25 protein-coding genes and 1 tRNA gene are annotated in these 25395 nt (G+C 70.1%); 17 read left to right on the top strand and 9 right to left on the bottom strand.

Translation table 11 applies throughout. The annotated features are described in order from the left end of the window. Window position 1 precedes the first annotated feature (1 nt). A complete protein-coding gene (gatC, locus tag ABD927_RS18775; RefSeq protein WP_345251374.1) occupies window positions 2-310 on the bottom strand; it encodes an Asp-tRNA(Asn)/Glu-tRNA(Gln) amidotransferase subunit GatC in 309 nt (102 codons plus the stop codon). A gap of 195 nt (window positions 311-505) precedes the next feature. Here gatC and ABD927_RS18780 point away from each other — a divergent pair, with 195 nt between their 5' ends. The 6 genes from ABD927_RS18780 to ABD927_RS18805 all read left to right on the top strand — a co-directional run bounded on the left by ABD927_RS18780 (window position 506) and on the right by ABD927_RS18805 (window position 6617). Then, window positions 506-1549 (top strand): rod shape-determining protein, encoded by a 1044-nt coding sequence (locus ABD927_RS18780; protein WP_345251375.1) that lies wholly within the window; start codon window positions 506-508, stop codon window positions 1547-1549. Window positions 1550-1640: 91 nt separating this feature from the next. Continuing rightward, a complete protein-coding gene (gene mreC, locus ABD927_RS18785) occupies window positions 1641-2558 on the top strand; it encodes a rod shape-determining protein MreC (protein WP_345251376.1) in 918 nt (305 codons plus the stop codon). After that, the gene (mreD, locus tag ABD927_RS18790) at window positions 2555-3097 is read left to right on the top strand and encodes a rod shape-determining protein MreD (RefSeq protein ID WP_345251377.1); all 543 of its coding nucleotides are present in this window, start codon (window positions 2555-2557) and stop codon (window positions 3095-3097) included. The genes mreC and mreD overlap by 4 nt, the downstream gene beginning before the upstream one ends. A gap of 66 nt (window positions 3098-3163) precedes the next feature. Continuing rightward, window positions 3164-5068, top strand: coding sequence for a penicillin-binding protein 2 (mrdA, locus tag ABD927_RS18795; protein WP_345251378.1), 1905 nt, complete (start codon window positions 3164-3166; stop codon window positions 5066-5068). Continuing rightward, the gene (rodA, locus tag ABD927_RS18800; protein ID WP_345251379.1) at window positions 5061-6227 is read left to right on the top strand and encodes a rod shape-determining protein RodA; all 1167 of its coding nucleotides are present in this window, start codon (window positions 5061-5063) and stop codon (window positions 6225-6227) included. The genes mrdA and rodA overlap by 8 nt, the downstream gene beginning before the upstream one ends. A gap of 159 nt (window positions 6228-6386) precedes the next feature. Further along, complete coding sequence (locus ABD927_RS18805; RefSeq protein ID WP_345251380.1) at window positions 6387-6617, top strand: hypothetical protein; 231 nt, start codon at window positions 6387-6389, stop codon at window positions 6615-6617. 52 nt (window positions 6618-6669) lie between these two features. Here the strand turns inward: ABD927_RS18805 and mutY are convergent, their stop codons facing one another. Continuing rightward, window positions 6670-7734, bottom strand: coding sequence for an A/G-specific adenine glycosylase (mutY, locus tag ABD927_RS18810; RefSeq protein WP_345251382.1), 1065 nt, complete (start codon window positions 7732-7734; stop codon window positions 6670-6672). A gap of 85 nt (window positions 7735-7819) precedes the next feature. Further along, entirely contained in the window at window positions 7820-8644 is an 825-nt protein-coding gene (gene mutM / locus ABD927_RS18815; RefSeq protein ID WP_345251383.1) for a bifunctional DNA-formamidopyrimidine glycosylase/DNA-(apurinic or apyrimidinic site) lyase, read from the bottom strand. Window positions 8645-8793: 149 nt separating this feature from the next. On the opposite strand from mutM, the gene ABD927_RS18820 reads away from it, so the two are divergent. The 11 genes from ABD927_RS18820 (at window position 8794) to otsA (ending at window position 19149) form a co-directional block, all read left to right on the top strand. Continuing rightward, on the top strand, window positions 8794-10602 hold the full coding sequence (locus ABD927_RS18820) for a tetratricopeptide repeat protein (protein WP_345251384.1): 1809 nt from the start codon (window positions 8794-8796) through the stop codon (window positions 10600-10602). Beyond that, window positions 10599-11246 carry an outer membrane lipoprotein LolB gene (locus tag ABD927_RS18825; protein ID WP_345251385.1) on the top strand — a complete coding sequence of 216 codons (648 nt, stop codon included), beginning with the start codon at window positions 10599-10601 and terminating at the stop codon, window positions 11244-11246. The genes ABD927_RS18820 and ABD927_RS18825 overlap by 4 nt, the downstream gene beginning before the upstream one ends. 115 nt (window positions 11247-11361) lie before the next feature. Next, window positions 11362-12282: a 4-(cytidine 5'-diphospho)-2-C-methyl-D-erythritol kinase gene (gene ispE / locus ABD927_RS18830; RefSeq protein ID WP_345251386.1), complete on the top strand. Its 921-nt coding sequence runs from the start codon at window positions 11362-11364 to the stop codon at window positions 12280-12282. 102 nt (window positions 12283-12384) lie between these two features. Continuing rightward, window positions 12385-12461 (top strand) — tRNA-Gln (locus tag ABD927_RS18835). A 102-nt stretch (window positions 12462-12563) separates the two neighbouring features. Further along, window positions 12564-13514: a ribose-phosphate pyrophosphokinase gene (locus ABD927_RS18840; protein ID WP_345251387.1), complete on the top strand. Its 951-nt coding sequence runs from the start codon at window positions 12564-12566 to the stop codon at window positions 13512-13514. Between the two features lie 126 nt (window positions 13515-13640). Next, window positions 13641-14234, top strand: coding sequence for a 50S ribosomal protein L25/general stress protein Ctc (locus ABD927_RS18845; protein ID WP_345251388.1), 594 nt, complete (start codon window positions 13641-13643; stop codon window positions 14232-14234). Window positions 14235-14315: 81 nt separating this feature from the next. Then, complete coding sequence (gene pth, locus ABD927_RS18850; RefSeq protein ID WP_345251389.1) at window positions 14316-14906, top strand: aminoacyl-tRNA hydrolase; 591 nt, start codon at window positions 14316-14318, stop codon at window positions 14904-14906. Window positions 14907-15068: 162 nt separating this feature from the next. Next, window positions 15069-15791 (top strand): type II CAAX prenyl endopeptidase Rce1 family protein, encoded by a 723-nt coding sequence (locus tag ABD927_RS18855; RefSeq protein WP_345251390.1) that lies wholly within the window; start codon window positions 15069-15071, stop codon window positions 15789-15791. A 158-nt stretch (window positions 15792-15949) separates the two neighbouring features. Continuing rightward, entirely contained in the window at window positions 15950-16735 is a 786-nt protein-coding gene (locus ABD927_RS18860) for an SDR family oxidoreductase (RefSeq protein ID WP_345251391.1), read from the top strand. Between the two features lie 188 nt (window positions 16736-16923). After that, entirely contained in the window at window positions 16924-17646 is a 723-nt protein-coding gene (otsB, locus tag ABD927_RS18865; RefSeq protein ID WP_345251392.1) for a trehalose-phosphatase, read from the top strand. 120 nt (window positions 17647-17766) lie between these two features. After that, on the top strand, window positions 17767-19149 hold the full coding sequence (gene otsA / locus ABD927_RS18870) for an alpha,alpha-trehalose-phosphate synthase (UDP-forming) (protein ID WP_345251393.1): 1383 nt from the start codon (window positions 17767-17769) through the stop codon (window positions 19147-19149). A gap of 91 nt (window positions 19150-19240) precedes the next feature. Here otsA and ABD927_RS18875 read toward each other — a convergent pair whose 3' ends face one another. Genes ABD927_RS18875 through ABD927_RS18900 form a run of 6 tightly spaced genes read right to left on the bottom strand, consistent with a single transcriptional unit; the run spans window position 19241 to window position 25280 of the window. After that, the gene (locus ABD927_RS18875; protein ID WP_345251394.1) at window positions 19241-20875 is read right to left on the bottom strand and encodes a class I adenylate-forming enzyme family protein; all 1635 of its coding nucleotides are present in this window, start codon (window positions 20873-20875) and stop codon (window positions 19241-19243) included. A gap of 10 nt (window positions 20876-20885) precedes the next feature. Then, window positions 20886-22031, bottom strand: a complete 1146-nt coding sequence (locus ABD927_RS18880; protein WP_345251395.1) for a thiolase — start codon at window positions 22029-22031, stop codon at window positions 20886-20888. Further along, entirely contained in the window at window positions 22024-22470 is a 447-nt protein-coding gene (locus tag ABD927_RS18885; RefSeq protein WP_345251396.1) for a Zn-ribbon domain-containing OB-fold protein, read from the bottom strand. Before ABD927_RS18885 ends, ABD927_RS18880 begins: the two co-directional genes overlap by 8 nt. 52 nt (window positions 22471-22522) lie before the next feature. Further along, a complete protein-coding gene (locus tag ABD927_RS18890; RefSeq protein ID WP_345251397.1) occupies window positions 22523-23497 on the bottom strand; it encodes a tripartite tricarboxylate transporter substrate binding protein in 975 nt (324 codons plus the stop codon). A 29-nt stretch (window positions 23498-23526) separates the two neighbouring features. Further along, the gene (locus ABD927_RS18895) at window positions 23527-24798 is read right to left on the bottom strand and encodes a CaiB/BaiF CoA transferase family protein (protein ID WP_345251398.1); all 1272 of its coding nucleotides are present in this window, start codon (window positions 24796-24798) and stop codon (window positions 23527-23529) included. Then, window positions 24795-25280, bottom strand: a complete 486-nt coding sequence (locus ABD927_RS18900; RefSeq protein WP_345251399.1) for a Zn-ribbon domain-containing OB-fold protein — start codon at window positions 25278-25280, stop codon at window positions 24795-24797. The genes ABD927_RS18895 and ABD927_RS18900 overlap by 4 nt, the downstream gene beginning before the upstream one ends. Between the last annotated feature and the right edge of the window lie 115 nt (window positions 25281-25395).

The following is a 25395-nucleotide window of genomic DNA, read 5'->3' on the forward strand; positions in this document are numbered from 1 at the left end:
GCTATTCGATCACCTTGGGCACCAGGAACAGGCCGTCCTGCACCGCCGGCGCGTTGGCCAGCAGGGCGGCGCGGGTGTCGGCGTCGGACGGCTCGGTGACGCGGTCGTCGCGCAGCCGCAGCGCGACGTCCTGCACCGCCGCGATGGGGTGGGTGAGCGGCTCCACGCCGCCGGTATCGACCGCCTGCAGCGCCTCGACCAGGCCGAAGATGCGATTGAGGTCGGTCAACACCCGCTCGCGCTGGCCGTCGTCCAGCTGCAGGCGGGCCAGGCGCGCGATGCGCGTCACGTCGTTGTCGGTAAGCGCCATGGCATGTAGGAAAAAGGGTAAATGCGGGGTCCGGATCCGGCCACGGCGCGATGCTGCGCCACCCCGGGGAAGCCCGCAAATCGCAAGATAAACGCAGGACTTTGATGCAGTTTGCGGAAGGTTCCGTCAAGATTATAAGTTATCATTTCACGTTTACCGGCCCGCCCCCGTGTAACGCTCACAAGATAGATTCCCATGTTCGGTTTCCTGCGCAGTTACTTCTCCAACGATCTGGCGATCGACCTCGGAACCGCCAATACGTTGATCTATGTCCGGAGCAAGGGCATCGTGCTGAACGAGCCCTCGGTGGTGGCCATCCGGCAGGAAGGCGGCCCCAGCGGCAAGAAGACGATCCAGGCCGTGGGCAAGGAAGCCAAGCAGATGCTCGGCCGGGTCCCCGGCAACATCGAAGCCATCCGGCCGATGAAAGACGGCGTCATCGCCGATTTCACCGTCACGGAGCAGATGCTCAAGCAGTTCATCCGGATGGTGCATCCCAAGGGGCTGTTCGCCCCCAGCCCGCGCATCATCATCTGCGTGCCCTGCGGCTCCACCCAGGTCGAACGGCGCGCCATCCGCGAATCGGCGCTGGGCGCCGGCGCCAGCCAGGTGTTCCTGATCGAGGAGCCCATGGCCGCCGCCATCGGCGCCGGGCTGTCGGTGTCCGACGCCAGCGGCTCGATGGTGGTCGACATCGGCGGCGGCACCACCGAGGTCGCCGTCATCTCGCTGGGCGGCATGGTCTACAAGGGCTCCGTCAGGGTCGGCGGCGACAAGTTCGACGAGGCCATCGTCAACTACATCCGCCGCAACTACGGCATGCTGATCGGCGAGCCCACCGCCGAACTGATCAAGAAAGCCATCGGCTCCGCCTTCCCCGGCTCCGAAGTCAAGGAAATGGAAGTCAAGGGCCGCAACCTGTCCGAAGGCATCCCGCGCAGCTTCACGGTGTCTTCCAACGAAATCCTGGAAGCCCTGACCGATCCGCTCAACCAGATCGTGTCGGCCGTCAAGATCGCGCTGGAACAGACGCCGCCCGAACTCGGCGCCGACATCACCGAAAAAGGCATCATGCTGACCGGCGGCGGCGCGCTGCTGCGCGACCTCGATCGCCTGCTGCAGGAAGAAACCGGCCTGCCGGTCATCGTTGCCGAAGACCCGCTTACCTGCGTCGTCCGCGGCTGCGGCCAGGCGCTGGAACGGATGGACAAGCTCGGCGCCATCTTCACCAACGAGTAGGCGGGCTGCCGCCGCCGCGGCGCGGTCCGCGGCGCCGGACCCGCCGAGTCGCCCGGCGAACCCCTGAAGCGCCAAGCTGGATAAGCGACCCATGCAGCCATACAGCCCACCGGCTTTTTTCAAGCAAGGTCCGCCGCCCGGGGTCCGGCTGGCGTTCTTCGCCTTGCTGTCGGTGGCGCTGCTGGTGGCCGATTCGCGTTTCCGCGCGCTCGACACCGTGCGCGAGGTGGTCGCGGTCGGCCTGTACCCGTTCCAGCGCGCCATGCTGCTGCCGCGCGACGGCATCCGCTACATCGCCGAATTCATCGAGGTCAACAGCGCCAGCCAGCAGGAAGCCGAGCTGCTGAACCGCCAGCGCATCGAAATGGCCCAGGCCACCACCCAGGCCGCCCAGCTGGCGGCCGAGAATGCCCAGCTGCGGCGGCTGCTGGGCGCCAGCGAACGCCAGCCGGTGCCGGCGGTGCTGGTGCAGGTGCTGTTCGAGTCGCGCGACGAATTCTCGCGCCGGCTGGTGATCGACAAGGGCACGCGCGGCGGCGTGGCGGCCGGCATGCCGGTGATCGACGACGGCGGCGTGGTGGGCCAGGTGGTGCGCACCACGCCGGTATCGGCCGAGGTCGCGCTGCTCAACGACCGCTCGCTGTCGATCCCGGTGCAGGTGCTGCGCAACGGGCTGCGCGGCATCACCTACGGCGGCGAGATCTCGGGCCGGCTGGGGCTGCGCTTCATGGCAGCCGACGCCGACATCCAGGTGGGCGACAAGCTCGTCACCAGCGGGCTGGACGGCATCTACCCGGAAGGCCTGCCGGTGGCCGAGGTGGAACACGTCGAGCGCGACGCCGCCGCCGGCTTCGCCCGCATCCTGTGCAAGCCGGTGGCCGGGCTCGACCGCTACCGGCATTTCCTGGTGTTGCAGTCGTTCAAGCCGGAACTCGGGCCGAAGGAAGGCGTCCAATCGCCCGCAGCGCCCGCGCCGGAGGCGCCCGCCTCGTCCGACGACCTGCCATGAAAGCCCCTTCCACCCTGCCGCGTCCCAGCGTCGAGCCGGAGCATCTGCTGCTGCCGGTCAATCCGCGCTTCATCTGGCTGACGCTGTTCCTGGCCTGGCTGGTCAACCTGCTGCCGTGGGGCCAGGTGGGCGGCGTGCCCGACGTGCTGGCGCTGGTGCTGGTATTCTGGAGCGTGCACGAGCCGCGCCGGGTCGGCATGGCCACCGCCTTCGTGCTCGGCCTACTGATGGACGTCCACGGCTCTTCGAGGCTGGGCGAGCACGCGCTGTCCTACACCTTGCTGGCGTATTTCGCGATCCTGCTGCACCGGCGGCTGTCGTGGTTTTCGCCATGGCTGCAGGCGTTGCAGGTGTTGCCGGTTTTTTTCCTGGCGGAACTCGCGGTATTCTGCATCCGCGGCTGGCTCGAGGGCAGCTGGCCGGGCTGGTGGTGGGCGATGAACAGCGTGATCTCGGCGCTGCTGTGGCCGCTGGCGGGCTGGATCCTGCAGGCGCCGCAGCGGCGCCCGGTCGATCCCGACGACACCCGGCCCATCTGAGCCCGCCCGGTGACGAACCGCCTGTTTCCCGGCGTCGACCGCTTCCATGCCGTAAGCCGATCCCGTATGACCGAACTCCAGAACACCGAGCGCGATCTGCACCGCTTCCGCGTGCGGCTGCTGGTGGCCGTCGGTTTCGTGCTGGCCTGCTTCGGCGCGCTGGGCTACCGCTTCTGGTATCTGCAGGTGGCGCGGCACGACGATTACGCCGCGCGCGCCGAGCAGAACCGCATCTCGGTGCTGCCGATCACGCCGCACCGCGGCGTGGTGGTCGACCGCAACGGCGTGTTGCTGGCGCGCAATTATTCCGCCTATACGCTGGAAATCACGCCGTCCAAGGCCGGCAAGCTGGACGACACCATCGACCGGCTGGCGCAGGTGGTGCCGATCGACGCGCGCGACCGGCGCCGCTTCCGCCAGCTGATGAGCGAATCGCGCCGTTTCGAAAGCCTGCCCATCCGCAGCCGCCTGACCGACGAGGAAGTGGCGCGCTTCGCCGCGCAATCGTTCCGCTTCCCCGGCGTCGAGATCAAGGCCCGGCTGCTGCGCCAATACCCCCAGGGCGAGACCGCCGCCCACGTGATCGGCTACATCGGCCGGATCTCGCAGAGCGACCAGACGCGGCTCGAAGACCAGGGGCTGACGGCCAACTACCGCGGCACCGACCACATCGGCAAGGAAGGGCTGGAGAAATTCTACGAACCCGTGCTGCATGGCAAGACCGGCATCGAGGAGGTCGAAGTCACCGCCAGCGGCCGCGCCGTGCGCACGCTGTCGCGCACGCCGCCGGTGTCGGGCAAGAACCTGGTGCTGTCGATCGACCTGGAATTGCAGAAGGTGGCCGAAAAGGCCTTCGGCGACCGGCGCGGCGCGCTGGTGGCGATCGAGCCGTCCACCGGCGACGTGCTGGCCTTCGTGTCGCGGCCCTCGTACGACCCCAACCTGTTCGTCGACGGCATCGACGTCGAGAACTGGAAGGCGCTGAACGAATCGCCTGACAAGCCGCTGCTGAACCGCCCGCTGTACGGCACCTATCCGATCGGCTCCACCTACAAGCCGTTCATGGCGCTGGCCGGCCTGGAAACCGGCAAGCGCACTTTCACCGGCACCATGTACGATCCGGGCTATTTCGAATTCGCCGGCCGCCGCTACCGAAATTCCGGCGACGCCGCCTACGGCACCATCGACATGCGGCGCGCGCTGGAGGTGTCGTCCGATACCTATTTCTACTCGCTGGCCAACGACCTCGGGGTCGACACCATCCACGATTTCATGAAGCAGTTCGGCTTCGGCCAGCTCACCGGCATCGACCTGAACGGCGAGCGCACCGGCATCCTGCCTTCGACCGCATGGAAGCGCGCGGCCTACTCGAAGCCGGAGCAAAAACGCTGGTATGCCGGCGAGACCATCTCGATCGGCGTCGGCCAGGGCTACAACGCCTTCACGGTGCTGCAGCTGGCGCAGGCCACGTCGACGCTGGCCAACGACGGCATCTACATGAAGCCGCACCTGGTCAAGGCGATCCAGGACAGCGCCACCGGCGTGCTCACGCCCACCGTTACCGCGCCCAGCTACCGCATTCCGCTCAAGCCGCAGAACATCCAGGACGTCAAGCAGGCCATGGCCTCCGTCACCCGCGCCGGCACCGCCGCGCGCGCCTTCGCCGGCGCGCCCTACGTGGCGGCCGGCAAGACCGGCACCGCCCAGGTGATCGGCCTGCGCAGCGGCGAAAAGTACAACGCCAGCAGGATCGACGAGCGCCTGCGCGACCATGGCCTGTTCATGGCCTTCGCGCCGCTCGACCACCCGCGCATCGCGGTGGCGCTGATCGTGGAGAACGCCGGCTGGGGAGCCACCGTGGCCGCGCCGATCGCGCGCCAGGTGTTCGACTATTGGCTGCTCGGAAAGCGTCCGGACGGACCGGCGGCTCCCTCGCCGCCCGCGCCCGGCCAGGAGGGTATGAATGATTGACCGTGCCGATCCCTTCGGCCGCATTGCCTGGCGTTCGCTGCTGTGGCGCACTTTCGCGGTGTTCGACGCGCCGATGCTGCTGATCCTCGCGCTGCTGGCCGGCATCGGCCTGATGGCCATGTATTCGGCCGGCGGCGGCTTCGACGGCCGCTTCGCCGACCAGCTGCGCAACTACGGCATCGCGCTGGCGGCGATGTGGCTGGTGGCGCAGTTCCCGCCGCAGACGCTGATGCGGCTGGCGGTGCCGGCCTACGTGCTCGGGCTGGCGCTGCTGTTCGGGGTCGAGTTCGCCGGCGAGACCGCCAAGGGCGCCACCCGCTGGCTCAACGTCGGCTTCACGCGCATCCAGCCGTCCGAGATGATGAAGATCGCCGTGCCGCTGATGCTGGCCTGGTATTTCCACAAGCACCAGGGCTGGCTGCGGATCCGCGACTTCATCGTGGCCGGGGTGTTGATGCTGCTGCCGTTCGGGCTGATCGTGCTGCAGCCCGACCTCGGCACCGCGCTGCTGGTGTTCGGCGCCGGCTTCTTCGTGCTGTTCTTCGCCGGGCTGTCGTTCCGGCTGCTGATTCCGGTCGCGCTGGTGGGCGCGATCTGCGTGGGGTCGCTGGTGGCGTTCGAAGACACCCTGTGCGCCGACGGCGTCGACTGGGTGGTGCTGCACGATTACCAGAAACACCGGGTGTGCACGCTGCTGGACCCGGGTTCCGACCCGCTCGGCAAAGGCTTCCACACCATCCAGTCGACCATCGCGGTGGGCTCGGGCGGCACGCTAGGCAAGGGCTTCATGCAGGGCACGCAGACCCACCTGGATTTCATTCCCGAGCGCACCACCGACTTCATCTTCGCCGTCTACGCCGAAGAATTCGGGCTGGTGGGCAACCTGGTGCTGCTGGTGCTGTATTCGCTGCTCCTGCTGCGCGGGCTGGCCATCGCCGGCAATGCGCCCACGCTGTTCTCGCGGCTGGTGGCGGGATCGCTGACGATGGTGTTCTTCGTCTATGCCTTCGTCAACATGGGCATGGTCAGCGGCATCCTGCCGGTGGTGGGCGTGCCGCTGCCGTTCATGAGCTATGGCGGCACCGCGCTGCTGACCCTGGGCGTGGCCGCCGGCATGCTGATGGGGATACAAAGATACCGGTCGACGGTGCAGGGATAGCGGCGCCGCCGCTCTCCCGGCGCGGCCGGCCTCCCGGAGATTGCCGATGCGCATCGAACGCGGACTGGCCGAGACGGAATACGGCTACATCCACTACCGCCACGCCGGCCGCGGCACATCGCTACCGCCACCTCGCTGGGCGAAGCCACCGGCGCCGCCGTGGCGGCCGACCTGGCCCTGACCTTCGCCGACCGCATCGAGCGCGACGTGATGCTGGTGATGGGCGAGCATTTCCACTACACGCCGTTCATCGCCGAGATGACCGCGCTGCTCAGGCATGGCTCGTCGGCCGTGGTGCCCGGCGGCCGCTTCTGCATGACCTGGGGCGAGGCCGCAAAAGTGGCGGCGCACGCGCTGGATTTCATCGGGCAGGCGCCGGCAGCGCGCTGACCACGAAGGCGGCGGCCGCATCCATTCCGATGGCATGCGCGCCGGGGGGGGGCTACAACAGCTCGCCGCGCCTGAACAGGCCCTGCAGCAGCTTCTTGACCGGCGCCGGCAGCGCCGCGCCCTCGAGCTCGCCGGCCGGCAGCCAGATCTGCGGCACGCCGTCGTCGCGCAGCGCCAGCGCGCCGGCCTGTACGTGCCACGGCTCGATGTGCAGCTTGAAGTGCGTGAAGCCGTGCGAGAACGTGGGCAGCCGGGCGGCGGCGGCGGCCGTGACGCCGAGCGTGAGGCAGGCCGCGGCCGCGTCGTCGCCGGGGAATTCAGGCAGGCTCCACAGTCCGCCCCAGATGCCGGGCGACGGCCGGCGCTGCAGCAGGATCTCGCCCGCTTTTTCTATCACCAGCATGCCGGTGCGGCGCTCGGGCACCGCCTTGCGCTCGCGCGGCGTGGGCAGCTCGTGCTGGCGCGCCTCGCGCAGCGCCACGCAGCCGGCCCGCACCGGACAGACGCCGCAGTCGGGATTGCCGCGCGTGCAAAGCGTGGCGCCCAGGTCCATCAGGCCTTGCGTATAGCTGCGCATGGCGTCGGCCGCGTCGGGCCCCGGCGGCGGCAGGTGGGTTTCGGCCAGCGCCCACATGCGCATTTCCACCGGCCGCTTGGTCGGGTCGCCTTCGATGCCGAAATAGCGCGCGAACACGCGCTTGACGTTGCCGTCGAGGATGGGGCTGCGCTCGCCGTACGCGAAGGCGGCGATGGCCGCCGCGGTGGAGCGGCCGATGCCGGGCAGTTCGGCGATGGCCGCCGCGTCGGGCGGAAAGCGTCCGTTCCATTCCGTGTCCACCCGGCGCGCACAGGCGTGCAGGTTGCGCGCGCGGCTGTAGTAGCCCAGCCCGGCCCACAGCGCCATCACGTCTTCCTCGGGCGCGCGGGCCAGGTCGACGATGGTGGGAAAGCGCTGCAGGAAACGCTCGTAGTAGGGAATGACGGTGGCCACCTGGGTCTGCTGCAGCATGATCTCCGACAGCCAGATACGGTACGGGTCGTGCGTGTTCTGCCAGGGCAGCGTGTGGCGGCCGTGGCGGCGCTGCCAGTCGATGATGCGGTCGGAGAAGTCGTCCATGGGGTCTCAAGAAAACGCCGGGCCGCCCCAAGTTTTCTTGCCCCCTCGGGGGGGCAGGTCGGGCATGGCCCGGCCTTGGGGGCACTCAAATGCGCTGACAGCGCGGGCAGAAATAGGTGGCGCGCTGCCCCTGCACGATACGCCGGATCGGCGTGCCGCAGCTCAGGCAGGGCCGGCCCGCCCGTTCGTACACGCGCGCGGAGATCTGGAAATAGCCCGATTCCCCACCCGCGCCGACGAAATCGCGCAGCGAGCTGCCGCCGGCCGCGATCGCGTCGCCCAGCGTGGCGCGGATCGCCTCGGCCAGCCGGTCGTAGCGCCGCGGCCCGATGCGGGCGGCCGGCGTGCGCGGGTGGATGCCGGCGCGGAACAGGCTTTCCGAGGCGTAGATATTGCCCACGCCGACCACGATGTCGCCGGCCAGCAGCGCCTGCTTGATGGGGGCGTTGCGCCGGCGGGTGTGGCGGTGCAGCCAGCCGCCGTCGAAGCGCGGATCGAACGGCTCGACCCCCAGCCCGGCCAGCAGCGGGTGCGACTGCACCGGCCCGGCCTCGGCCGGATGCCACAGCACGGCGCCGAAGCGGCGCGGGTCGTGCAGGCGCAGCGTGGCGTGGTCGAACACCCAGTCCACGTGGTCGTGCCGGCGCGGCGCCTCGTCGGGATGCACGTGCCGCAGCGAGCCCGACATGCCCAGGTGCACGATCAGCGTGCCGTGCGCGAACGGCAGCAGCAGGTATTTGCCGCGCCGGCCGGCGGCGCCGATGGCGTGGCCGCCCACGCGTTCGGGCAGGTCGGCCGGCACCGGCCAGCGCAGGCGCGGCTCGCGCACCACCAGGCGGCGCAGTATCCGGTTTTCGACGGTGGCGGCGATGCCGCGCCGTGTGACTTCGACTTCTGGCAGTTCGGGCATGAGGCTTGCTGGCGTGCGGCGAATCGGCGTTGAACCGTTCGCGGCGGCGGCAGTCCGAACCATTCGGACGCCGCCGCTGCGCGGGCGGGGCCCAGTGCTAACATCCGCGAATGCGGGCAGGCGCCGCGCGTGCGCCGAGGAATTGTGCCATGTTGTCGAACACATGCTTTGCCAAATGGATGTCGGTGGGCCTCGGCGCAGTGCTGGGCGTCGCGCTGACGGCCTCTCTGGCCCAGGCCCAGGCGCCGGGTTCCGACCTGCTGGTGCCGGGCCTGAGCGCGGCGGCCGCGGCCGGGCCGCGCCGCACCCCGCCGCCGCCTCCCCCTTCGGTCGACGTCGACGCCGAGCTGATCTTCCAGGTGCTGGCGTCGGAAGTCGCCGCTCAGCGCGGCGCCTACGCGGCCGCCATCGGCACCTCGCTGGAACTGGCCCGCTACACCCGCGATCCGCGGCTGGCCCGCCGCGCGGTCGAATTCGCGCTGGCCGGCGGCGACATGGTGCGCGCGCTCGATGCCTCCCAGCTGTGGGCCGAACTCGACCCGTCCGACGCCGAGGCGCGCCAGACCGCGCTGTCGCTGGCGGCCGCCGCCGGCAAGGTGGACAACCTGGGCGCCACGCTGCGATCCCGCATCGCCGCCGCCCCCGACAAGGGCGCGGCGGTGATCGACGCCCGCCGCATCCTGGGCCGCCTGGAAGACCGCAAGCGCGCGCTGGCGATTCTTGAGGAAGCCGTGCGCGACGTGCCCAATCTGCCCGAAACGCGCGTCTCGCTGGCCCGCTTCGCCGCGATGGCGGGCGACATGCCGCGCGCGCTGCGCGAGATCCAGGCCGCCCAGGCCCAGCAGCCGCAGTCCGAGGCCATCGCGGCGCAAGCGCTGCAGTACGGCATCGAGGTCGAGCCCGACCGCGCCATCGCCGGCGCCCGCGCCTTCATCGTGTCCAACCCGCCGGCGCGCGAACTGCGCCTGATGCTGGTGCGCGCGCTGGTCACGGTCAAGGATTTCAACGGCGCGCAGGCCGAGTTGCAATCGATGGCCAACGCCGATCCCAGCGACGCCGAAGTGGTGTACATGCAAGGCGCGGTGGCCTACCGCGCCGGCGACCTGGACGCCGCCGACCGCTTCCTGCAGCGCTACCAGGCCGCCCAGGGCAGCGCCGCCGGCGCCACGCCGGGCGGGCTGCCGCCGCTGGCCGACGGCGACAGCGCCGTGTTCATGCGGGCGCAGATCGCCGAAGACCAGAACCGGCTCGACGACGCCTACGAATTGCTGAACCAGGTCGACGACCCCAGCGCCGCGCTCGACGCGCGGCTGCGCCAGGCGGTGCTGCGCGGCAAGCAGGGCCGTATCGACGACGCCCGCAAGCTGATCGCGCTGATCGACCCGCGCGACGAGCGCGAAGCGGCCCGCACCGCGCTGACCGAGTCCCAGATCCTGCGCAACGCCGGCCAGCGCGACGAGGCGATCAAGGTGCTGCAGGCCGCCAGCGGCAAGTATCCCGAGAACACCGCGCTGCTGTACGACCTGGGCATGCTGTACGAGCAGCAGAATCGCGTGGCCGACATGGAATCCACGCTGCGCCGCGTGATCGCGCTCGACCCCGGCCACGCGCAGGCCTACAACGCGCTGGGCTATTCGCTGGCCGACCGCAATATGCGGCTGTCCGAGGCCAAGGCGCTGATCGAGCGCGCCCTGAACCTGCAGCCCGACGATCCCTTCATCATCGACAGCATGGGCTGGGTACTGTACCGCATGGGGGACAACACCGGCGCCATCAAATACCTGAAGCGCGCCTACGGGATCCGGCCCGACGCCGAGATCGGCGTGCACCTGGGCGAAGTGCTGTGGGCCGCCGGCGAGCAGGGGCAGGCACGCGAACTGTGGCGCAGCGTGCAGCAGAAGGATCCGTCCAACGAGGTTCTGAAAAGCACGCTGGCGCGGCTGGCGGTCACGCTGTGACCTGTACGCAGGGCGACGCCGTTGCTTCGCGCCCGGCGCCGCGCCGCGGCGGCGGCCCGATGGGGTGCCGCGCCGCGCTGCGCGGCATCGGCGCCCTGGCGGCCGCCGCCATGCTGCTGGCCGGCTGCGCGGCGCCGCGGCCGATACCCGCGGAGGGCGGCGGCGCGGCGCTGTCGCGCGTCGGCCGCTTCGCGCTGCGGATCGACGAGCCCGGCGGCAAGCAGAACGCCGTCCAGGGCGGTTTCGCCTGGCGCGACGACGGCCGCAAGCTGGTGCTTGACCTGGTTTCCCCGCTCGGCGCCACGCTGGCGCGGGTGGAGGCCGGCCCCGGGCAGGCGCTGCTGCGCGAATCCAACGGCAAGGAAACCCGTGCCGACAATCCCGACGCGCTGGTGGCCATCGTGCTGGGCAAGCCGATCCCGGTGGAAGGGCTGCGCGACTGGCTGCGCGGCGAACTGGCCAAGCAGCCGCCCGCCGAGGTGGCCGAACGCGACGCCGGCGGCCGGCCGCTGGCCTTCGAGCAGGGCGGCTGGCGCGTGCGGGCCCGCGACTACGACACCGCCGGCCCCACCCGCCTGCAGATGGCGCGCACCGAGCCCACCGGCGAAGACGTCGACCTGCGCCTGGTCATAGATCCAGAATGAGGCCCACCCCTACGCGTTTACGCGCGCCCCTCGAGGGGCGGCACGGGCGGACCGGCGGAGCCGGATCCGCCGTGCCCTGGATCGGCGGCATCGGGGCCATGCGGCGCGGGGCGCCATGAGAACTGCCATGCAAGTTCTGCGCGACCTGCCGTCGCCCGCCAAGCTGAACCTGTTCCTGCATGTCGTGGGCCGCCGGGCCGACGGCTACCATCTGCTGCAGACCGCGTTCCGCTTCATCGATCTGCAGGACACCCTGCACCTGCGCGAACGCGCCGACGGCCGCGTGCTGCGCGGCTCGGGGCCGGACGGCGTGCCGGCCGAGCAGGACCTGACGGTGCGCGCCGCGCGGCTGCTGCAGGAGGCGACCGGCTGCGGCCGCGGCGTCGAGATCGACGTGGAAAAGCGCATCCCGATGGGCGGCGGTCTGGGCGGCGGCTCCAGCGACGCGGCCACCGTGCTGATCGCGCTGAACCGGTTGTGGGGCACCGGTCTGGACCGCGGCGCGCTGATGGCGCTGGCGCTGCGGCTGGGGGCCGACGTGCCGGTGTTCGTGTTCGGCCGCAATGCCTTCGCCGAGGGCGTGGGCGAGGAATTGGCGCCGCTGGCGCTGCCGCCCCGCTGGTACGTGGTGGCGCAGCCCGACGCCAGCGTGCCGACCGCGGAGGTCTTCGGCGCGCCTGAATTGACAAGGAACACGCCGCGCGTCAAAATAACGGACTTTCCTGCCGGCGCGCATGGCTTTTTCGGCAGGAACGATCTGGAAGCCGTGGCGTTTGCCAGGTATCCGCAAGTGGGCCAGGCGCACCGGCTGATGTCGCAGGCGCTTGCCAATGCCGGGGCCGATGCGCCGGCGGTGCGGATGTCCGGGTCGGGGGCGTGCCTGTTCGTCGAGTGCCACAGCCGGCAGCAGGCCGATTGGGCGCATGATCGAATCGCCGCTAAAATGCGTGTCGGGCCCGGCGGGCTGCAGCTGAAGCTATTGCGCACATGCGCCGGGCTGGAAGCGCATCCGCTGCAGGACTGGGTGGCCGGGTAGCGCAGCCCGGCCCGCGAGTTTGCCAGCGGGGTTCCCGACACAGCCGGGGGCGTCGCGGAAGGTTTGCAGTCCCGTTGCGGTTTTCCGCGGCGGGGCGAAAGTTGGGGAATCGCCAAGCTGGTTAAGGCACCGGATTTTGATTCCGGCATGCGAAGGTTCGAATCCTTCTTCCCCAGCCACCATTCTCACCGAAAGCTGTTGACCCCTGACTGCGGTGCGGGGCTCAACAGCTTTGTCGTTTTGTACCGGCTCCCAGAGCCACCAGCCACGGGCGATGCGTCATGGCGCAAGAAAGCTTCATGATTTTCACGGGGACGGCCAATCCCCGTCTGGCGGCCGACGTCGCCAGCCATCTCGGCATACCACTGGGCAAGATGACCGTCGGCCGCTTTTCCGACGGCGAAGTGATGGTGGAAATCAACGAGAACGTCCGCGGCAAGGACGTTTTCGTGCTGCAGCCCACCTGTGCGCCCACCAACGACAACCTGATGGAAATCATGGTGATGGTCGACGCGCTGCGCCGCGCATCGGCCGGCCGCATCACCGCCGCCATGCCGTACTTCGGCTACGCCCGCCAGGACCGCCGGCCGCGCTCGGCGCGGGTCGCGATCTCGGCCAAGGTGGTGGCCAACATGCTGCAGGTGGTGGGCGTCGACCGCGTGCTGACGATGGACCTGCACGCCGACCAGATCCAGGGTTTCTTCGACATCCCGGTCGACAACATCTACGCCGCGCCGATCCTGCTGGGCGACATCTGGAAGCGCAACCTGGCCAACCTGATGGTGGTGTCGCCCGACGTCGGCGGCGTGGTGCGCGCCCGGGCGCTGGCCAAGCGGCTCGAGGCCGACCTGGCCATCATCGACAAGCGGCGGCCGAAGGCCAACGTGTCGGAAGTGATGAACATCATCGGCGACGTCGAAGGCCGCACCTGCATCATCATGGACGACATGGTGGACACGGCCGGCACGCTGGTGAAGGCCGCGCAGGTGCTCAAGCAGCGCGGCGCGGTGGCGGTGTATGCGTATTGCACCCACGCGGTGCTGTCGGGCGGCGCGGTCGGCCGCATCGCCGAGTCCGACCTTGATGAATTGGTGGTGACCGACACCATCCCGGCCAGCGAAGAGGCCAAGGCCAGCGGCCGCATCCGCCACCTGTCGTGCGCCGCGCTGATCGGCGAAACCATGCTGCGCATTTCGCGCGCGGATTCGGTCAGCTCGCTGTTCGTCGAATGAGTATCGAATGAGTTTTGCCCGTCCGGCGCCGATGGCGGTGCCGGACGGGCGGACCGCAGGCGCTGGTCGCGGCGCTCGCGGGAAATCGCCGGCAGGCATGGTGCCCGCCGGGACTTGGAGAAAACCATGCAATTCACCGCCACTACGCGTAGCGTCCAGGGAACGGGTGCGAGCCGCCGCCTGCGCCGCGCGGGCCGGGTTCCCGCCATCGTCTACGGCGGCAACGCCGAGCCGCTGAGCATCGAGCTCGACCACAACGAAATCTTCCACGCGCTGCGCAAGGAAGAGTTCCACTCCTCCGTGCTCGACATGCAGCTCGACGGCAAGGGCGCTTCCGTGCTCCTGCGCGCCGTGCAATGGCACCCGTACAAGCAGCAGGTGCTGCACGTCGACTTCCAGCGCGTGGCCGCCAACCAGGCCCTGCACACCAAGGTGCCGCTGCACTTCGTGAACGCCGAGAATTCGCCGGCCGTCAAGCTGGGCGGCGCCGTGGTCAGCCACGTCGTCACCGAAGTCGACGTCAGCTGCCTGCCGGCCGACCTGCCGCAATTCATCGAAGTCGACCTGGCCGAGCTGGTGGCCGGCCAGTCGGTGCACCTGTCCGACCTGAAGGCGCCCAAGGGCGTGACCTTCACCGGCAACGGCGACACCGTGGTCGTGACGGCGCCGGTGTCGGCCGCCGCCGCTTCCGAGGAATCCAACTCCGAAGAGCAAAAATAATCGGCATCGGTCGCCGACCGCCGATCGTTCCAGCCCCGGCCGTGCCTGCACGCCGGGGTTTTTCATTTCGAGAACAGCGCCATGCCAGACCCCATCCGCCTGATCGTCGGCCTGGGCAATCCCGGCCCGGAATACGAAACCACCCGCCACAACGCCGGCTTCTGGCTGGTCGATCACGTGGCCGACGATCTGCACGCCTCGTTCGCCACCGAGAAGGCGTTCTTCGGGCTAGCCGCCAAGGCGCGCTTCAAGGGCGAGACGGTGCACCTGCTCAAGCCCGCCACCTTCATGAACCGTTCCGGCATGTCGGTGGCCGCGGTGGCGCGCTTCTACAAGATTCCGGTCGAACAGATCCTGGTCGCGCACGACGAGCTCGACCTGCTGCCGGGCCAGGCCAAGATCAAGCAGGGCGGCAGCCATGCCGGCCACAATGGCCTGAAAGACATCCAGTCGGCGCTCGGCTCGCCCATGTTCTGGCGGCTGCGGCTGGGCATCGGCCATCCGCGCTCGCTCGGGCTGGCGCAGCCGGTGATCGATTTCGTGCTGCATCCGCCGCGGCGTGAGGATCAGCCGCGCATCGACGATGCGCTGAATCGCTCGCGCGCCGTGCTGCCGCTGCTGCTCGAAGGCGAGTTCGACGACGCGATGCAGCGCCTGCACAGCGAAAAGTGAGCCCACCCCGCGCGGCCGGTGGCCGCACCCCGAAGAGGGCCACCCCCGCGCGGCCGGTGGCCGCACCCCCTCAAGGGGGCGATGCGCGCGGACCGGCGAAGCCGGATCCGCCGCATCCTGAATAGGGAGGTGTAGATTCATGCGTTGGGGAGATGCGTAGCATTGTGGAAAGCTGAGCTGGGCGATTTCCTTCGCTTCGTAAGGCGGCCCGATTTCGTTCGCCGGCTGCCGCGCGCGCCGATGAGCGGGGTGCGGGCCGAGTGCGTGGCGGGGCTGGTGCCCGGCCGGCTGCTGCGCTGGCTGGCGGTGCTGTGGTTCATTAACCTGGCGCTGCTGGGTCCCTTGTCGGCCGGCGTGGCCACGCTCACGGGTTCCGAAAACCGCTTGCTGGAGCTGTCGCTGCCGTGGCCGCGGGTGGTGCTGTGGGCGCCGCTGATCGAAGAAATGCTGCTGCGTTTCGGGCTGCGGCGGCCGGCGCAAGCCGTGTGGCTGGTGCCGCTGCTGCTGATCGGCCTGCTGGCGGTGGAAACGCTGGCGGGCGGCTTGCTGCTGGCCGCCGCGGCCGCCTGCGTGCTGGCCATGCTGGCGCGGCTGCGCTATGGCTGGTCCCGCGCGTGGCTGCGCCGCTACCGGCGGGCATTCCCCGTGGTCTTCCATGCGGTCACGCTGTTGTTCGCGGTGCTGCACCTGGGCAATTTCCGGCTGGGCGGGGCCGACGCCTGGCTGCTGCCGCTATTGGTGCTGCCGCAATGGGGAACGGGGCTGGTGCTGGGCTGGCTGCGGGTGCGCACCGGCATCGGCGCTTCGGTGGCCTTGCATGCGCTGTTCAACGCCGGGCCGATGGCGCTGCTGTGGCTCGTGCAGCAGTACGGGCTCGACGCCTGAAGGTGCGGGGCGGCCTTCCGCGGGCGGCGCCGCGCACCGTTGCGGACCGCATCGCCGGCAGGACCTTGCGCCTGGCACGCGGCCGCCGCGCGGCGGATAATCGGCGGCGTCCCGGCCACTTGGCGCCGGCCTTCGTCCACCCCAGGAAAACGAACGCCATGAGCCTTTCCTTCGCCTCTTCCATCGTCCTGATCACCGGCGCCAGCAAGGGCATCGGCCTGGCCTGCGCGCAGGCCTTCGCGCGCGCCGGGGCGCGCGTGGTGGGCGTGTCGCGCAGCCCCGCGAACCTGGCCGACGCGCAGGCCCGCTTGCGGGCCGACGGCCTCGACATGCACACCTATGCCGCCGACCTGGCCGACGGTCCGGGCGCGGTCGCGCTGGTCGAACGCATCGAGAACGAAGTGGGGGCCATCGACGTGCTGGTCAACTCGGCCGGCGCCGCGCGGCGCCACACGCCCGAGGAGCTCGGCCACGAGGCGTTCCGGCAGGGCATGGACGCCAAGTATTTCCCCTATGTGCACACCATGGATCCGGTCGCCAAGCGCATGGCCGGGCGCGGCCGCGGCGCCATCGTCAATGTCATCGGCATGGGCGGCAAGAGCCCGACGGCCACCCACATCGCCGGCGGCGCGGCCAATGCCGCGCTGATGCTGGCCACCGCGGGCTACGCGCGCGTCTATGCGCCCAGGGGCCTGCGCATCAACGGCATCAATCCGGGCCTGACGGAAACCGGGCGCGTGCAGGCCGGCCTGCAGGTCATGGCCCAGGCCCACGGCCGCAGCATCGAAGAACAGCAGGCGCAGGAAGTGGCGGCCATTCCGATGGGCCGGCTGGCGAAGCCGGAAGAGGTGGCCAGCGTGGCGCTCTTCCTCGCCTCCGAACAGGCGAGCTACGTGACCGGCGCCATCGTGCCGATGGACGGCTGCGCCGTGCCGCTGATCTGAGGCTTTCCCGGGCGCGCGGCGGCGCGCCGCCGCGCGGACGGCAGTAAACTGGCACGGCCCTTGCATCCCGGCCAGCGTGCCACGCGCCGGACCCGCGGGCTCTCCCATACCGACCGGCGCTATCCGGCGCCAGAGGACCGATGGAACACGAACAACCGCAGCACCCGCCCCTGCCAAGCTCCACAGACATGGCGCCGTCATCGCTGGCCGTGCGCGATCATGCCTTTTTCCTGGACGTCGACGGCACGCTGGCGCCGATCGCGACGACGCCGCAAGAGGCCGGCATCCCGGCGTCCACCTTGCAAATCCTACAACGGCTGGTCAAGGCTGCCGACGGCGCGGTGGCCATCGTATCGGGCCGGCCGCTGGAAGAAATCGATCAGCTCGTGGCGCCGTTGCGGCTGCCCGCTGCCGCGCTGCACGGCGCGCATTGGCGCGACCCGGACGGCGCCACCGGCCGCCTCGCCGTCGATGCCGACGAGGTGGCCGACATGGCGCAGCAACTGGCTCCGCTGCTGAGCCGCCACTCCGGCCTGATGCTGGAACAAAAGGGTATCGCCCTGGCGCTGCACTACCGGCATGCGCCGCATTGCGGCGAACTGGTGCGCGCCGCGATGGAAAAGCTGATACAAAGGCGGGATGGCTTCGTGCTGCAGCCCGGCAAAATGGTTTTCGAAATCAAGCCACGCGCGGCCAGCAAGGCGCACGCGATCGAACGCTTCCTGGGCCTGGCCCCCTTCGAAGGCCGCGTGCCGGTATTCGCGGGAGACGACCTGACGGACGAAGCCGGCTTCGCCGCCGTCAACGAACGCGGCGGCCTGTCGGTCAAGATCGGCCCCGGCCCCAGTTCGGCCCGCCGCCGCCTGCCCGATCCCGCCGCGCTGGCCCGATGGCTGGCCTCGCTGGCATGAGCCGGCCTGCGTACCGCAATCATTCACAGAACGAGGTGTCGCAACATTGACCCGAAACCTTGAAGGAAAGCCGGCCCGCCGGCATGAAAGACTGGCGCGCGACGGCGCGCGAGGTGTCCAATGAGCCGCCTGGTCGTCGTATCGAATCGGGTCGCGCCGGTGGCGGAAGACCAGCCGAGCGCCGGTGGGCTGGCCGTGGGCGTGCATGGCGCGCTCAAGCAGAGCGGCGGCATCTGGTTCGGCTGGAGCGGCGAGATTGTCGATGCGCCGCCCGAAACCCCCACGCTATACCAGCAGGACAGCGTCGGCTACGCCACCATCGGCCTGTCGCGCCGCGACTACGACCAGTACTACCGCGGCTTTTCCAACGGCACGCTGTGGCCGACCTTCCACTACCGCACCGACCTGAGCCGCTACGACCGCAAGGAATACGCCGGCTACCTGCGCGTGAACGCCTGGCTGGTCGAGAAGCTCAAGCCCATCCTGCGGCCGGACGACCTGCTGTGGGTGCACGACTACCACCTGCTGCCGTTCGCCCGCATGTGCCGCGAGGCCGGCATCGCCAACCGCATCGGCTTCTTCCTGCACATCCCCTTTCCGGTCGAGCCCGTGCTGCGCACCGTGCCGCCGCACCGCGAGCTGACCGAGGCCATGTGCGCCTACGACCTGCTCGGCTTCCAGACCGATGACGATTGCACCGCGTTCTCCGACTACGCGCGCCGCCAGCTGGGCGCGGTGCCGCAGGCGCCCGGCGTGCTGGCCGTGGGGCGCCGGCGTGTGCGCGTCGGCACCTACCCGATCGGCGTGCTGCCCGACGAGATCCAGGAGCAGTCGCAGACCCACAGCAATTCGCGCCAGATCCTGAACCTCAAGCAGGGGCTGCACCAGCGGCGGCTGATCATGAGCGTGGACCGCCTGGACTACAGCAAGGGGCTGGTCGAGCGCTTCCAGGCCTTCGAGCGCCTGCTCGAGATGGCGCCGGCCCATCGCGGCAAGGTCAGCTTCATCCAGATCGCGCCGCCGTCGCGCAGCGACGTCGAGATGTACCGCAACATCCGCCGCCAGCTGGAAAGCGCCGCCGGCCGCATCAACGGCCGCTGGACCGACCTGACCTGGACGCCGATCCGCTACATCAACAAGAACTACGACCGGCTGATGCTGATGTCGCTGTTCCGCGCCTCGCAGATCGGCTACGTGACGCCGCTGCGCGACGGCATGAACCTGGTGGCCAAGGAATACGTGGCGGCGCAGCCGGCCGACGATCCCGGCGTGCTGGTGCTGTCGGAATTCGCCGGCGCCGCGCGCGAGCTGGGCGACGGCGCGCTGCTGGTCAACCCCTACGATACCGACGGCATGGCGCAGGCGCTGGGCCGGGCGCTCATCATGCCGGTCGAGGAACGCAAGGAGCGGCACCAGCAGATGATGCGGCGGCTGCGCGAGAACGACCTCGACCGCTGGCGCGACCGCTTCCTGGCGGACCTGCGCGGCGACGAGTTCGCGTAGACGCAGGGGAAGGGGCCGGCCCGTGCCTTGGAGGCACGGCCCGGCCGCTGCGCCCGGCTGCCGGCGCGGCCGGGCCTGGCCGCGCGACGCGTCAACCGGCGGCCGAAACGTCCACCGCGCGCTGGCGCAGGCTGGCGTCGCTCCGGAGCGCGAACTTCGCGACCTTGTGCGTGGGCGTGTGCGGCAGCTCGTCGACGAAGACGACGAAGCGCGGCACCTTGTACGCGGCCAGCCGCGCGGCGCACCAATCGCGGATGGCGGTCGCCGGCAGGTCGGCGCCCGGCTTGCGCACCACGACCGCCATGATCTCTTCTTCGCCCAGTTCCGACGGCACCGGGATCGCGGCCACCTCCGCCACCTGCGGATGCTCGCCGATCACGCGGTCCAGCTCGGCGCCGGCGATGTTCTCGCCGCGCCGGCGGATGATGTCTTTCTTGCGCGCGACGAAGAAGAAGAAATCGTCCGGGTCGCGGTAGACCAGGTCGCCGCTCAGGAACCAGCCGTCGCGGAAGGCGGCCGCCGTCTGCGCCGGGTCGTTCAGGTAGCCCTGCATGATGGTGGGAATCTTCACCGCCAGCTCGCCCGTCACGCCGTCGGGCACCGGGCGGCCCTCGTCGTCCAGCACCCGCGCCTGGGTCCACGGCATGTCGGGATCGGGATGCTTGCCGGGCACGCCCATCGACGCCAGCCGGTGCGGGCCGTCGTAGGGATTGCTGAAGGCGCCGGGGATCTCGGTCATGCCGAAGCCTTCGATCACGCGGGCGACGCCGAATTCGTGCAGGAAGGCGTCCATCGTCTCGCGCGTGAAGGGCGAGCCGCTGACGCAGCGCAGCTTGTGGCCGGGCACGAACTCGCTGCGCGGGCGCCGGGTCAGGATGGTGGTCATGGCCATCAGCAGGTTGACCTGGGTGGTGCCGGTATCGACCACCGAACGCCAGAACTGCGAGGCGCTGAAGCGCGGCATGATGACCAGGCAGCAACCGGCGGCCGCGGCGCCGGCCACCGAATACAGCAGCGCGTTGACGTGGAACATCGGCAGCACGCACATGCAGCGGTCGTCCGGCTGCAGGTGCACCCGCGCGATCTGGCGCTCGCCGCACAGCACCACGGTGCGCTGGCTGTGCATCACGCCCTTGGGGAAGCCGGTGGTGCCCGAGGAATACACGACCAGGCAGGTGTCGTCCGGGCTGGCGTCGTCGGCCAGCGGCGCCAGTGGCGCCGCTGCGATCTCGGCGTCGAGCTCGGGCAGGCCGTCGACGCCGCCGTCGACCGCGCAGAACCACGGCGCCGGCGCCATGCCCTCGCAGGCCGCGGCGGCCACGGCGTGGGTGTCGGCCGAGCAGAACACGCCGCTGACGCCCGCGTGCGAGAACACGTACCTGGCTTCGGTCACGCCGAACTTGGGATCGGCCGGCACCATGATGGCGCGGATCCGGGCCAGCGCGAACAGCAGCAGCACGTGGGCCGGATGATTGGTGGAGATGACCGCGATGCGGTCGCCCTGCTTCACGCCGCGCGCCCGCAGCGCGTGCGCCAGCCGCACCACGGCATCGTCGAAGTCCTGCCACGACAGCGTCGTGTCGCCGAACAGGATGAATGGGCGCGCCGGATCGCGCGCCAGCCGGCTGGCGAACAGCGCGTGCAGCGTCTGTTCGTGCGGCGGATAGCTGCGCAGCACTTCCAGCGGAGCGAGCGGGTGTTTGGGTAGATCGATGCTAGGTTTCATACCGGTAGGTTCATCTCTCCGTTCCGATTAGCGCCGTGACCTGGCTGGCCAGGCGGCCGCCATTGCCATGGCACAGCGCGACCCGCGCGCCCTCCACCTGCCGCGCGCCGGCCTCGCCGCGCAACTGGCGCGTCGCCTCGATCAACGTGAAGATGCCGTACATGCCGGGATGGCAGCACGACAGCCCGCCGCCATTGGTGTTGACCGGCAAGGCGCCGCCGGGCGCGATGCGGCCGTCCTGCACGAAGGCGCCCCCTTCCCCCTTGGCGCAGAAACCCAGGTCTTCCAGCGCCAGGACGATGTTGATCGTAAACGCATCGTATATCTGCGCCACGTCCACGTCGCTGGGGGACAACCCCGCCATCGCGAAGGCGCGCGGCCCCGATTCGCTGGCCGCGGTGACCGTCATGTCGGCCATCTGGTCCACCTGCATGTGCCAGTGCGCCATGCCGGCGCCCAGCAGGTAGGCCGGCCGGCGCCGCAGGTCGCGCGCGCGGTCGGCCCGCGTCATCACCACCGCGCCGGCGCCGTCGGTCACCAGGCAGCAATCGCGCACGGTGATGGGATCGCTGACCATGCGCGCGCCCAGCACGTCGCCGATGGACAGCGGCTCGCGCATGAAGGCTTCCGGGTTGAGCCCGGCCCAGCGGCGCGCCGCCACCGCCACTTCGGCCAGCTGCTCGCGCGTGGTGCCGTATTGATGCATATGGCGCGCGGTGGCCAGCGCGAAGCTGCTGATGGGATGGCGCGGGCGGTACGGCGTTTCGTAGTCCTGCGAGCCCGACTTGGCGCGCAGCCTGCCGCTTTCGGTGCGCTGGTTGCTGCCGTAGCAGATCAGCGCCACCTTGCACAGGCCGGCCTGCAGCGCCATCGCGGCCGTCAGCGCGTAGCCCACGAACGAGGCGCCGCCGATGCTGGAGCTTTCCGAGAACGCGGGCCGCACGCCCAGGTACTCGCCCACCGACAGCGCCGGATGCGAATGCACGGCGGTATTGGCGAACAGGCCGTCGACGTCGCGGATGCCGAGGCCGGCGTCGGCCAGCGCCAGCCGCGCCGCCTCGCCCAGCAGTTCGAGCGAGGAGCGGCCGGGCGCCTCGCCCAGGCCGGCGGTGGCGACGCCGACGATGGCGGCCGCGCCGCGCAGGGAATCAGTCATGGGCGGCCTCTGTGGATGACCCATCGGGCGCGGCAATGCCGGCCGCGGACGTGTCGGGCAGGAACACCAGCAGCGCGTCGCCGCCGCTGCCGCGCACGGCGGCCCGCACCGGCAGGCCGATGCGCACCTCGGCCGGCGCGATGCCTTCCACCCGCGACATCAGGCGCGGGCCTTCGGCCAGTTCGACGATCGCCACGTTGTAGGGGCCGCCCTCTTCCGGTCGGGCGCGCACCACGGTGGTCGAATACACCGTGCCGCGGCCCGAGGGGCGGACCCACGCCAGCGCGGCGCTGCCGCAATGGCTGCAGCCGACGCGCGGGTAGAACACGTGGCGGCCGCAATCGCCGCAGCGCTGGATCTCGAACACGCCTTCGGCCAGCCGGCGGCGGTAGCGCAGCTCGGGTCCGGCGGCGGTTTCCCGGGGCGCGGGCGTGCTCATCGGTCCGTCCTTCCACTGCTGCGCGATATCTTGCGCGCGGAATGACGCGCGCTCATTGATCCGCCTTGATGCCGCGCTCGCGCACGACCTTGCCCCAGCGCGCGATGTCGTCATGCACCAGCTGCGCGAACTCCTGCGGCGAGGCGGTCAGCGGTTCGGCGCCGTCCTTGGTCAGCCACTGCCGCATTTCGGGCGACGACACGATCTTGCCGACCTCGGCGTTGATCTTGGCGACGACCTCGGGCGGCATGTTGGCCGGGCCCATCAGCCCGTACCACGAGCTGGCGCTGAAGCCCGGCACGCCGGCCTCGGCCACCGTGGGCAGCTCCGGCATGATGGCGGCGCGCTTCGGGCTGGTCACCCCCAGCGCGCGCAGCTTGCCCGAGCGGATGTGCGGCAGAACCGACACCAGGTTGGCGAAGAACACGTTGAAGCGGCCCGCCAGCAGGTCGTTCATGGCCGGCGCCGAGCCCTTGTACGGCACGTGCAGCATCTCGATGCCGGTCATGTTCTTGAACAGCTCGCCGGCCATGTGATAGGAGCTGCCGGTGCCGACCGAGCCGAAGCTCAGCTTGTCGGGATGGGCCTTGCCGTAGGCGATCAGCTCCTGCACCGAATGCACGGGCAGAGAAGGGTGGACGACCAGCACGTTGGGTACCAGGGTGATCAGCGCGGTCGGGGTGAAATCCTTTTCCGAGTCGTAGGGCAGCTTGTACAGGCTGGGATTGATGACGTGCGGCACGGCCGCCATCAGCAGCGTGTAGCCGTCCGGGTCGGCCTTGGCCACCAGTTCGCTGCCGATGATCATGTTGGCGCCGGGCCGGTTGTCCACCACCACCGGCTGGCCGAAGTCGGCGGCCATCTTCTGGCCGATCATGCGCGCCAGCACGTCGTTGAAGCCGCCGGGCGCGAACGGCGAAACGATCCTGATCGGGCGCGAAGGGTAGTCCTCGGCGTGGGACGGCGCGGCTGGGCCGGCCGCGATCGCGGCGGCCAGCGCGTATTGCATCCACTTCATCATTTTCATTGCCTGTCTCCTGGGGCTGCGCGGTTTGTTTATCGGGCGTTCTCGGTGGCGGGGTCCGGCAGCGGGATGCCGTAGGCTTCGAACACTTCCCGCGTGTGCTGGCCCAGGGTGGGCGGCGAGGCCACCGGGCCGGGCGCGGCCACGTCGCGCCACGGCACGCCGGGGGTCTTCAGCGTATTGCCGGATCCGGCCGGGTATTCGATGTCGAGCAGCGCCTGGCTGCGCGCCACGTGCTCGTGGGCGGCGATGTCGGCCACGGTGTTGACCGGGGCGGCCGGCAGCTGCAGGCGGAACATGTGGTCCAGCCAGTATTCGGCGGTGTTGGTTTCGAACACCTCCTGCAGTTCGGCGCACAGGGCCTTGGCGTTGGCGTTGCGCAGCGCCTGGGTCGCCAGCTCGGGGCGGCCGCGGAAGGCGGCGAATTCCGGCAGCGTGCACAGCAGGTTCCAGCGCTTGTCGGTGGTGATGGCGCACACGAACTCGCGGGTCCGGGTCCTGAAGCTCTGGTACGGCGCCATCAGCGGATGGGCGTTGCCGGAGCGCGGCGGGTTGCGGCCGTTCATGCCCCAGGCCGTGACGGACTGGCCGAGGATCATCAGCGCGCAATCGAGCATGCTGATGTCGATCGAACGGCCCTGGCCGGAACGGCCGCGCTCGTGGATCGCGGCCAGCACCGACAGCGCCGCCGCGAAGCCGGCGAACAGATCGGTGATCGGCGCCGCGGCCTTGTGCGGCCGGCCCTCGGGCTCGCCCGTGAGCGACATGATGCCGCTGACCGCCTGGATCATCAGGTCCATCGCCGGCCAGTTGGCCAGCGGGCCGGTGGGGCCGTAGCCGCTGATGGCGCAGTAGATCAGGTCGGGGTTGGAGGCCTTGAGCACGTCGTCGCCCAGGCCGAAGCGGCGCATCGTGCCGGGGCGGAAGTTCTCCACCACCACGTCCACCTGCGCGGCCAGCGCGCGGATCGCGGCCTGGCCCTCGGCGGTGTGCAGGTCGATCGCCACGCTGCGCTTGTTGCGGTTGTAGCCCAGGTAGTTGGGGCCGCTGCCGGCGATGAAGGGCGGGCCCCAGTGGCGGGCCTCGTCGCCGCGGCCGGGGATCTCGACCTTGATCACGTCGGCGCCCAGGTCGCCCAGGATCATGGTGCAGAACGGACCGGTCAGCGCGCGCGTGATGTCGAGCACGACGATGCCGTCGAGCGGGCCTTTCGAGGGAGTCGCCTGGCCGTCGGCATGCCGCTGCGGGGCGGGTCCCCCGGCCGCGGACGCATGCCCCGCGGGCGGACGTGCGGGCGCGTTCATGCCTGGCCTCCGACCACGAACACGGGCAGCACGAGCCCGTTCTCCAGCGGCCGGAAGTCCAGCCTGGCGGACGCGCCGATGCGTATCGCGGCGCCGCCTTCGGCCACGATGCGGCAGAAGAAGTACACGCCTTCGGCGGTGTGGACCAGGCCCACCGTATAAGGAGCGCCGGCCTGGAAGGCGGGCGTGGGCGCGCGGTGCACCTCGCTGAAGGAATAGACCTCGCCCTGCCCCGAGGCCGGGCGCCAGGCCAGGTCCATCGAGTTGCAGCGGCTGCACAGCATGCGGCGCGGATGATGGGCCGCGCCGCACTGCCGGCAGTGCTTGAACAGCAGCTCGCGCCGCTCGATGCCGTGCCAGTATTCGGTGGTCTCGGGCGAGGGCTGGTACAGCCCCAGGAACATGTCGCCCACCGTCACCCGGCGGCCGGCCGACCAGTCGGCGGCCGCGCGCATGTTTTCATCGCTTGCTTCGATATTCATTCCAATGCTCCACAGCGCTTCACACGACCCTCGACGCACGAACCCGGTGCCGCCGATCCAGGGCACAGCGGATCCGGCTTTGCCGGTCCGCCAGTGCCCCCCTTGAGGGGCGCGC

Source organism: Pigmentiphaga soli, from assembly GCF_039541095.1.
GTDB lineage: Bacteria > Pseudomonadota > Gammaproteobacteria > Burkholderiales > Burkholderiaceae_B > Pigmentiphaga > Pigmentiphaga soli.

Bases quoted from the DNA above. Each gene is read 5' to 3' on its own strand.
- gatC (WP_345251374.1), bottom strand. From the start codon at position 310: ATGGCGCTTACCGACAACGACGTGACGCGCATCGCGCGCCTGGCCCGC.
- ABD927_RS18780 (WP_345251375.1), top strand. From the start codon at position 506: ATGTTCGGTTTCCTGCGCAGTTACTTCTCCAACGATCTGGCGATCGAC.
- mreC (WP_345251376.1), top strand. From the start codon at position 1,641: ATGCAGCCATACAGCCCACCGGCTTTTTTCAAGCAAGGTCCGCCGCCC.
- mreD (WP_345251377.1), top strand. From the start codon at position 2,555: ATGAAAGCCCCTTCCACCCTGCCGCGTCCCAGCGTCGAGCCGGAGCAT.
- mrdA (WP_345251378.1), top strand. From the start codon at position 3,164: ATGACCGAACTCCAGAACACCGAGCGCGATCTGCACCGCTTCCGCGTG.
- rodA (WP_345251379.1), top strand. From the start codon at position 5,061: ATGATTGACCGTGCCGATCCCTTCGGCCGCATTGCCTGGCGTTCGCTG.
- mutY (WP_345251382.1), bottom strand. From the start codon at position 7,734: ATGGACGACTTCTCCGACCGCATCATCGACTGGCAGCGCCGCCACGGC.
- mutM (WP_345251383.1), bottom strand. From the start codon at position 8,644: ATGCCCGAACTGCCAGAAGTCGAAGTCACACGGCGCGGCATCGCCGCC.
- ABD927_RS18820 (WP_345251384.1), top strand. From the start codon at position 8,794: ATGTTGTCGAACACATGCTTTGCCAAATGGATGTCGGTGGGCCTCGGC.
- ispE (WP_345251386.1), top strand. From the start codon at position 11,362: ATGAGAACTGCCATGCAAGTTCTGCGCGACCTGCCGTCGCCCGCCAAG.
- ABD927_RS18840 (WP_345251387.1), top strand. From the start codon at position 12,564: ATGGCGCAAGAAAGCTTCATGATTTTCACGGGGACGGCCAATCCCCGT.
- ABD927_RS18845 (WP_345251388.1), top strand. From the start codon at position 13,641: ATGCAATTCACCGCCACTACGCGTAGCGTCCAGGGAACGGGTGCGAGC.
- pth (WP_345251389.1), top strand. From the start codon at position 14,316: ATGCCAGACCCCATCCGCCTGATCGTCGGCCTGGGCAATCCCGGCCCG.
- ABD927_RS18860 (WP_345251391.1), top strand. From the start codon at position 15,950: ATGAGCCTTTCCTTCGCCTCTTCCATCGTCCTGATCACCGGCGCCAGC.
- otsB (WP_345251392.1), top strand. From the start codon at position 16,924: ATGGCGCCGTCATCGCTGGCCGTGCGCGATCATGCCTTTTTCCTGGAC.
- otsA (WP_345251393.1), top strand. From the start codon at position 17,767: ATGAGCCGCCTGGTCGTCGTATCGAATCGGGTCGCGCCGGTGGCGGAA.
- ABD927_RS18875 (WP_345251394.1), bottom strand. From the start codon at position 20,875: ATGAAACCTAGCATCGATCTACCCAAACACCCGCTCGCTCCGCTGGAA.
- ABD927_RS18880 (WP_345251395.1), bottom strand. From the start codon at position 22,031: ATGACTGATTCCCTGCGCGGCGCGGCCGCCATCGTCGGCGTCGCCACC.
- ABD927_RS18885 (WP_345251396.1), bottom strand. From the start codon at position 22,470: ATGAGCACGCCCGCGCCCCGGGAAACCGCCGCCGGACCCGAGCTGCGC.
- ABD927_RS18890 (WP_345251397.1), bottom strand. From the start codon at position 23,497: ATGAAAATGATGAAGTGGATGCAATACGCGCTGGCCGCCGCGATCGCG.
- ABD927_RS18895 (WP_345251398.1), bottom strand. From the start codon at position 24,798: ATGAACGCGCCCGCACGTCCGCCCGCGGGGCATGCGTCCGCGGCCGGG.
- ABD927_RS18900 (WP_345251399.1), bottom strand. From the start codon at position 25,280: ATGAATATCGAAGCAAGCGATGAAAACATGCGCGCGGCCGCCGACTGG.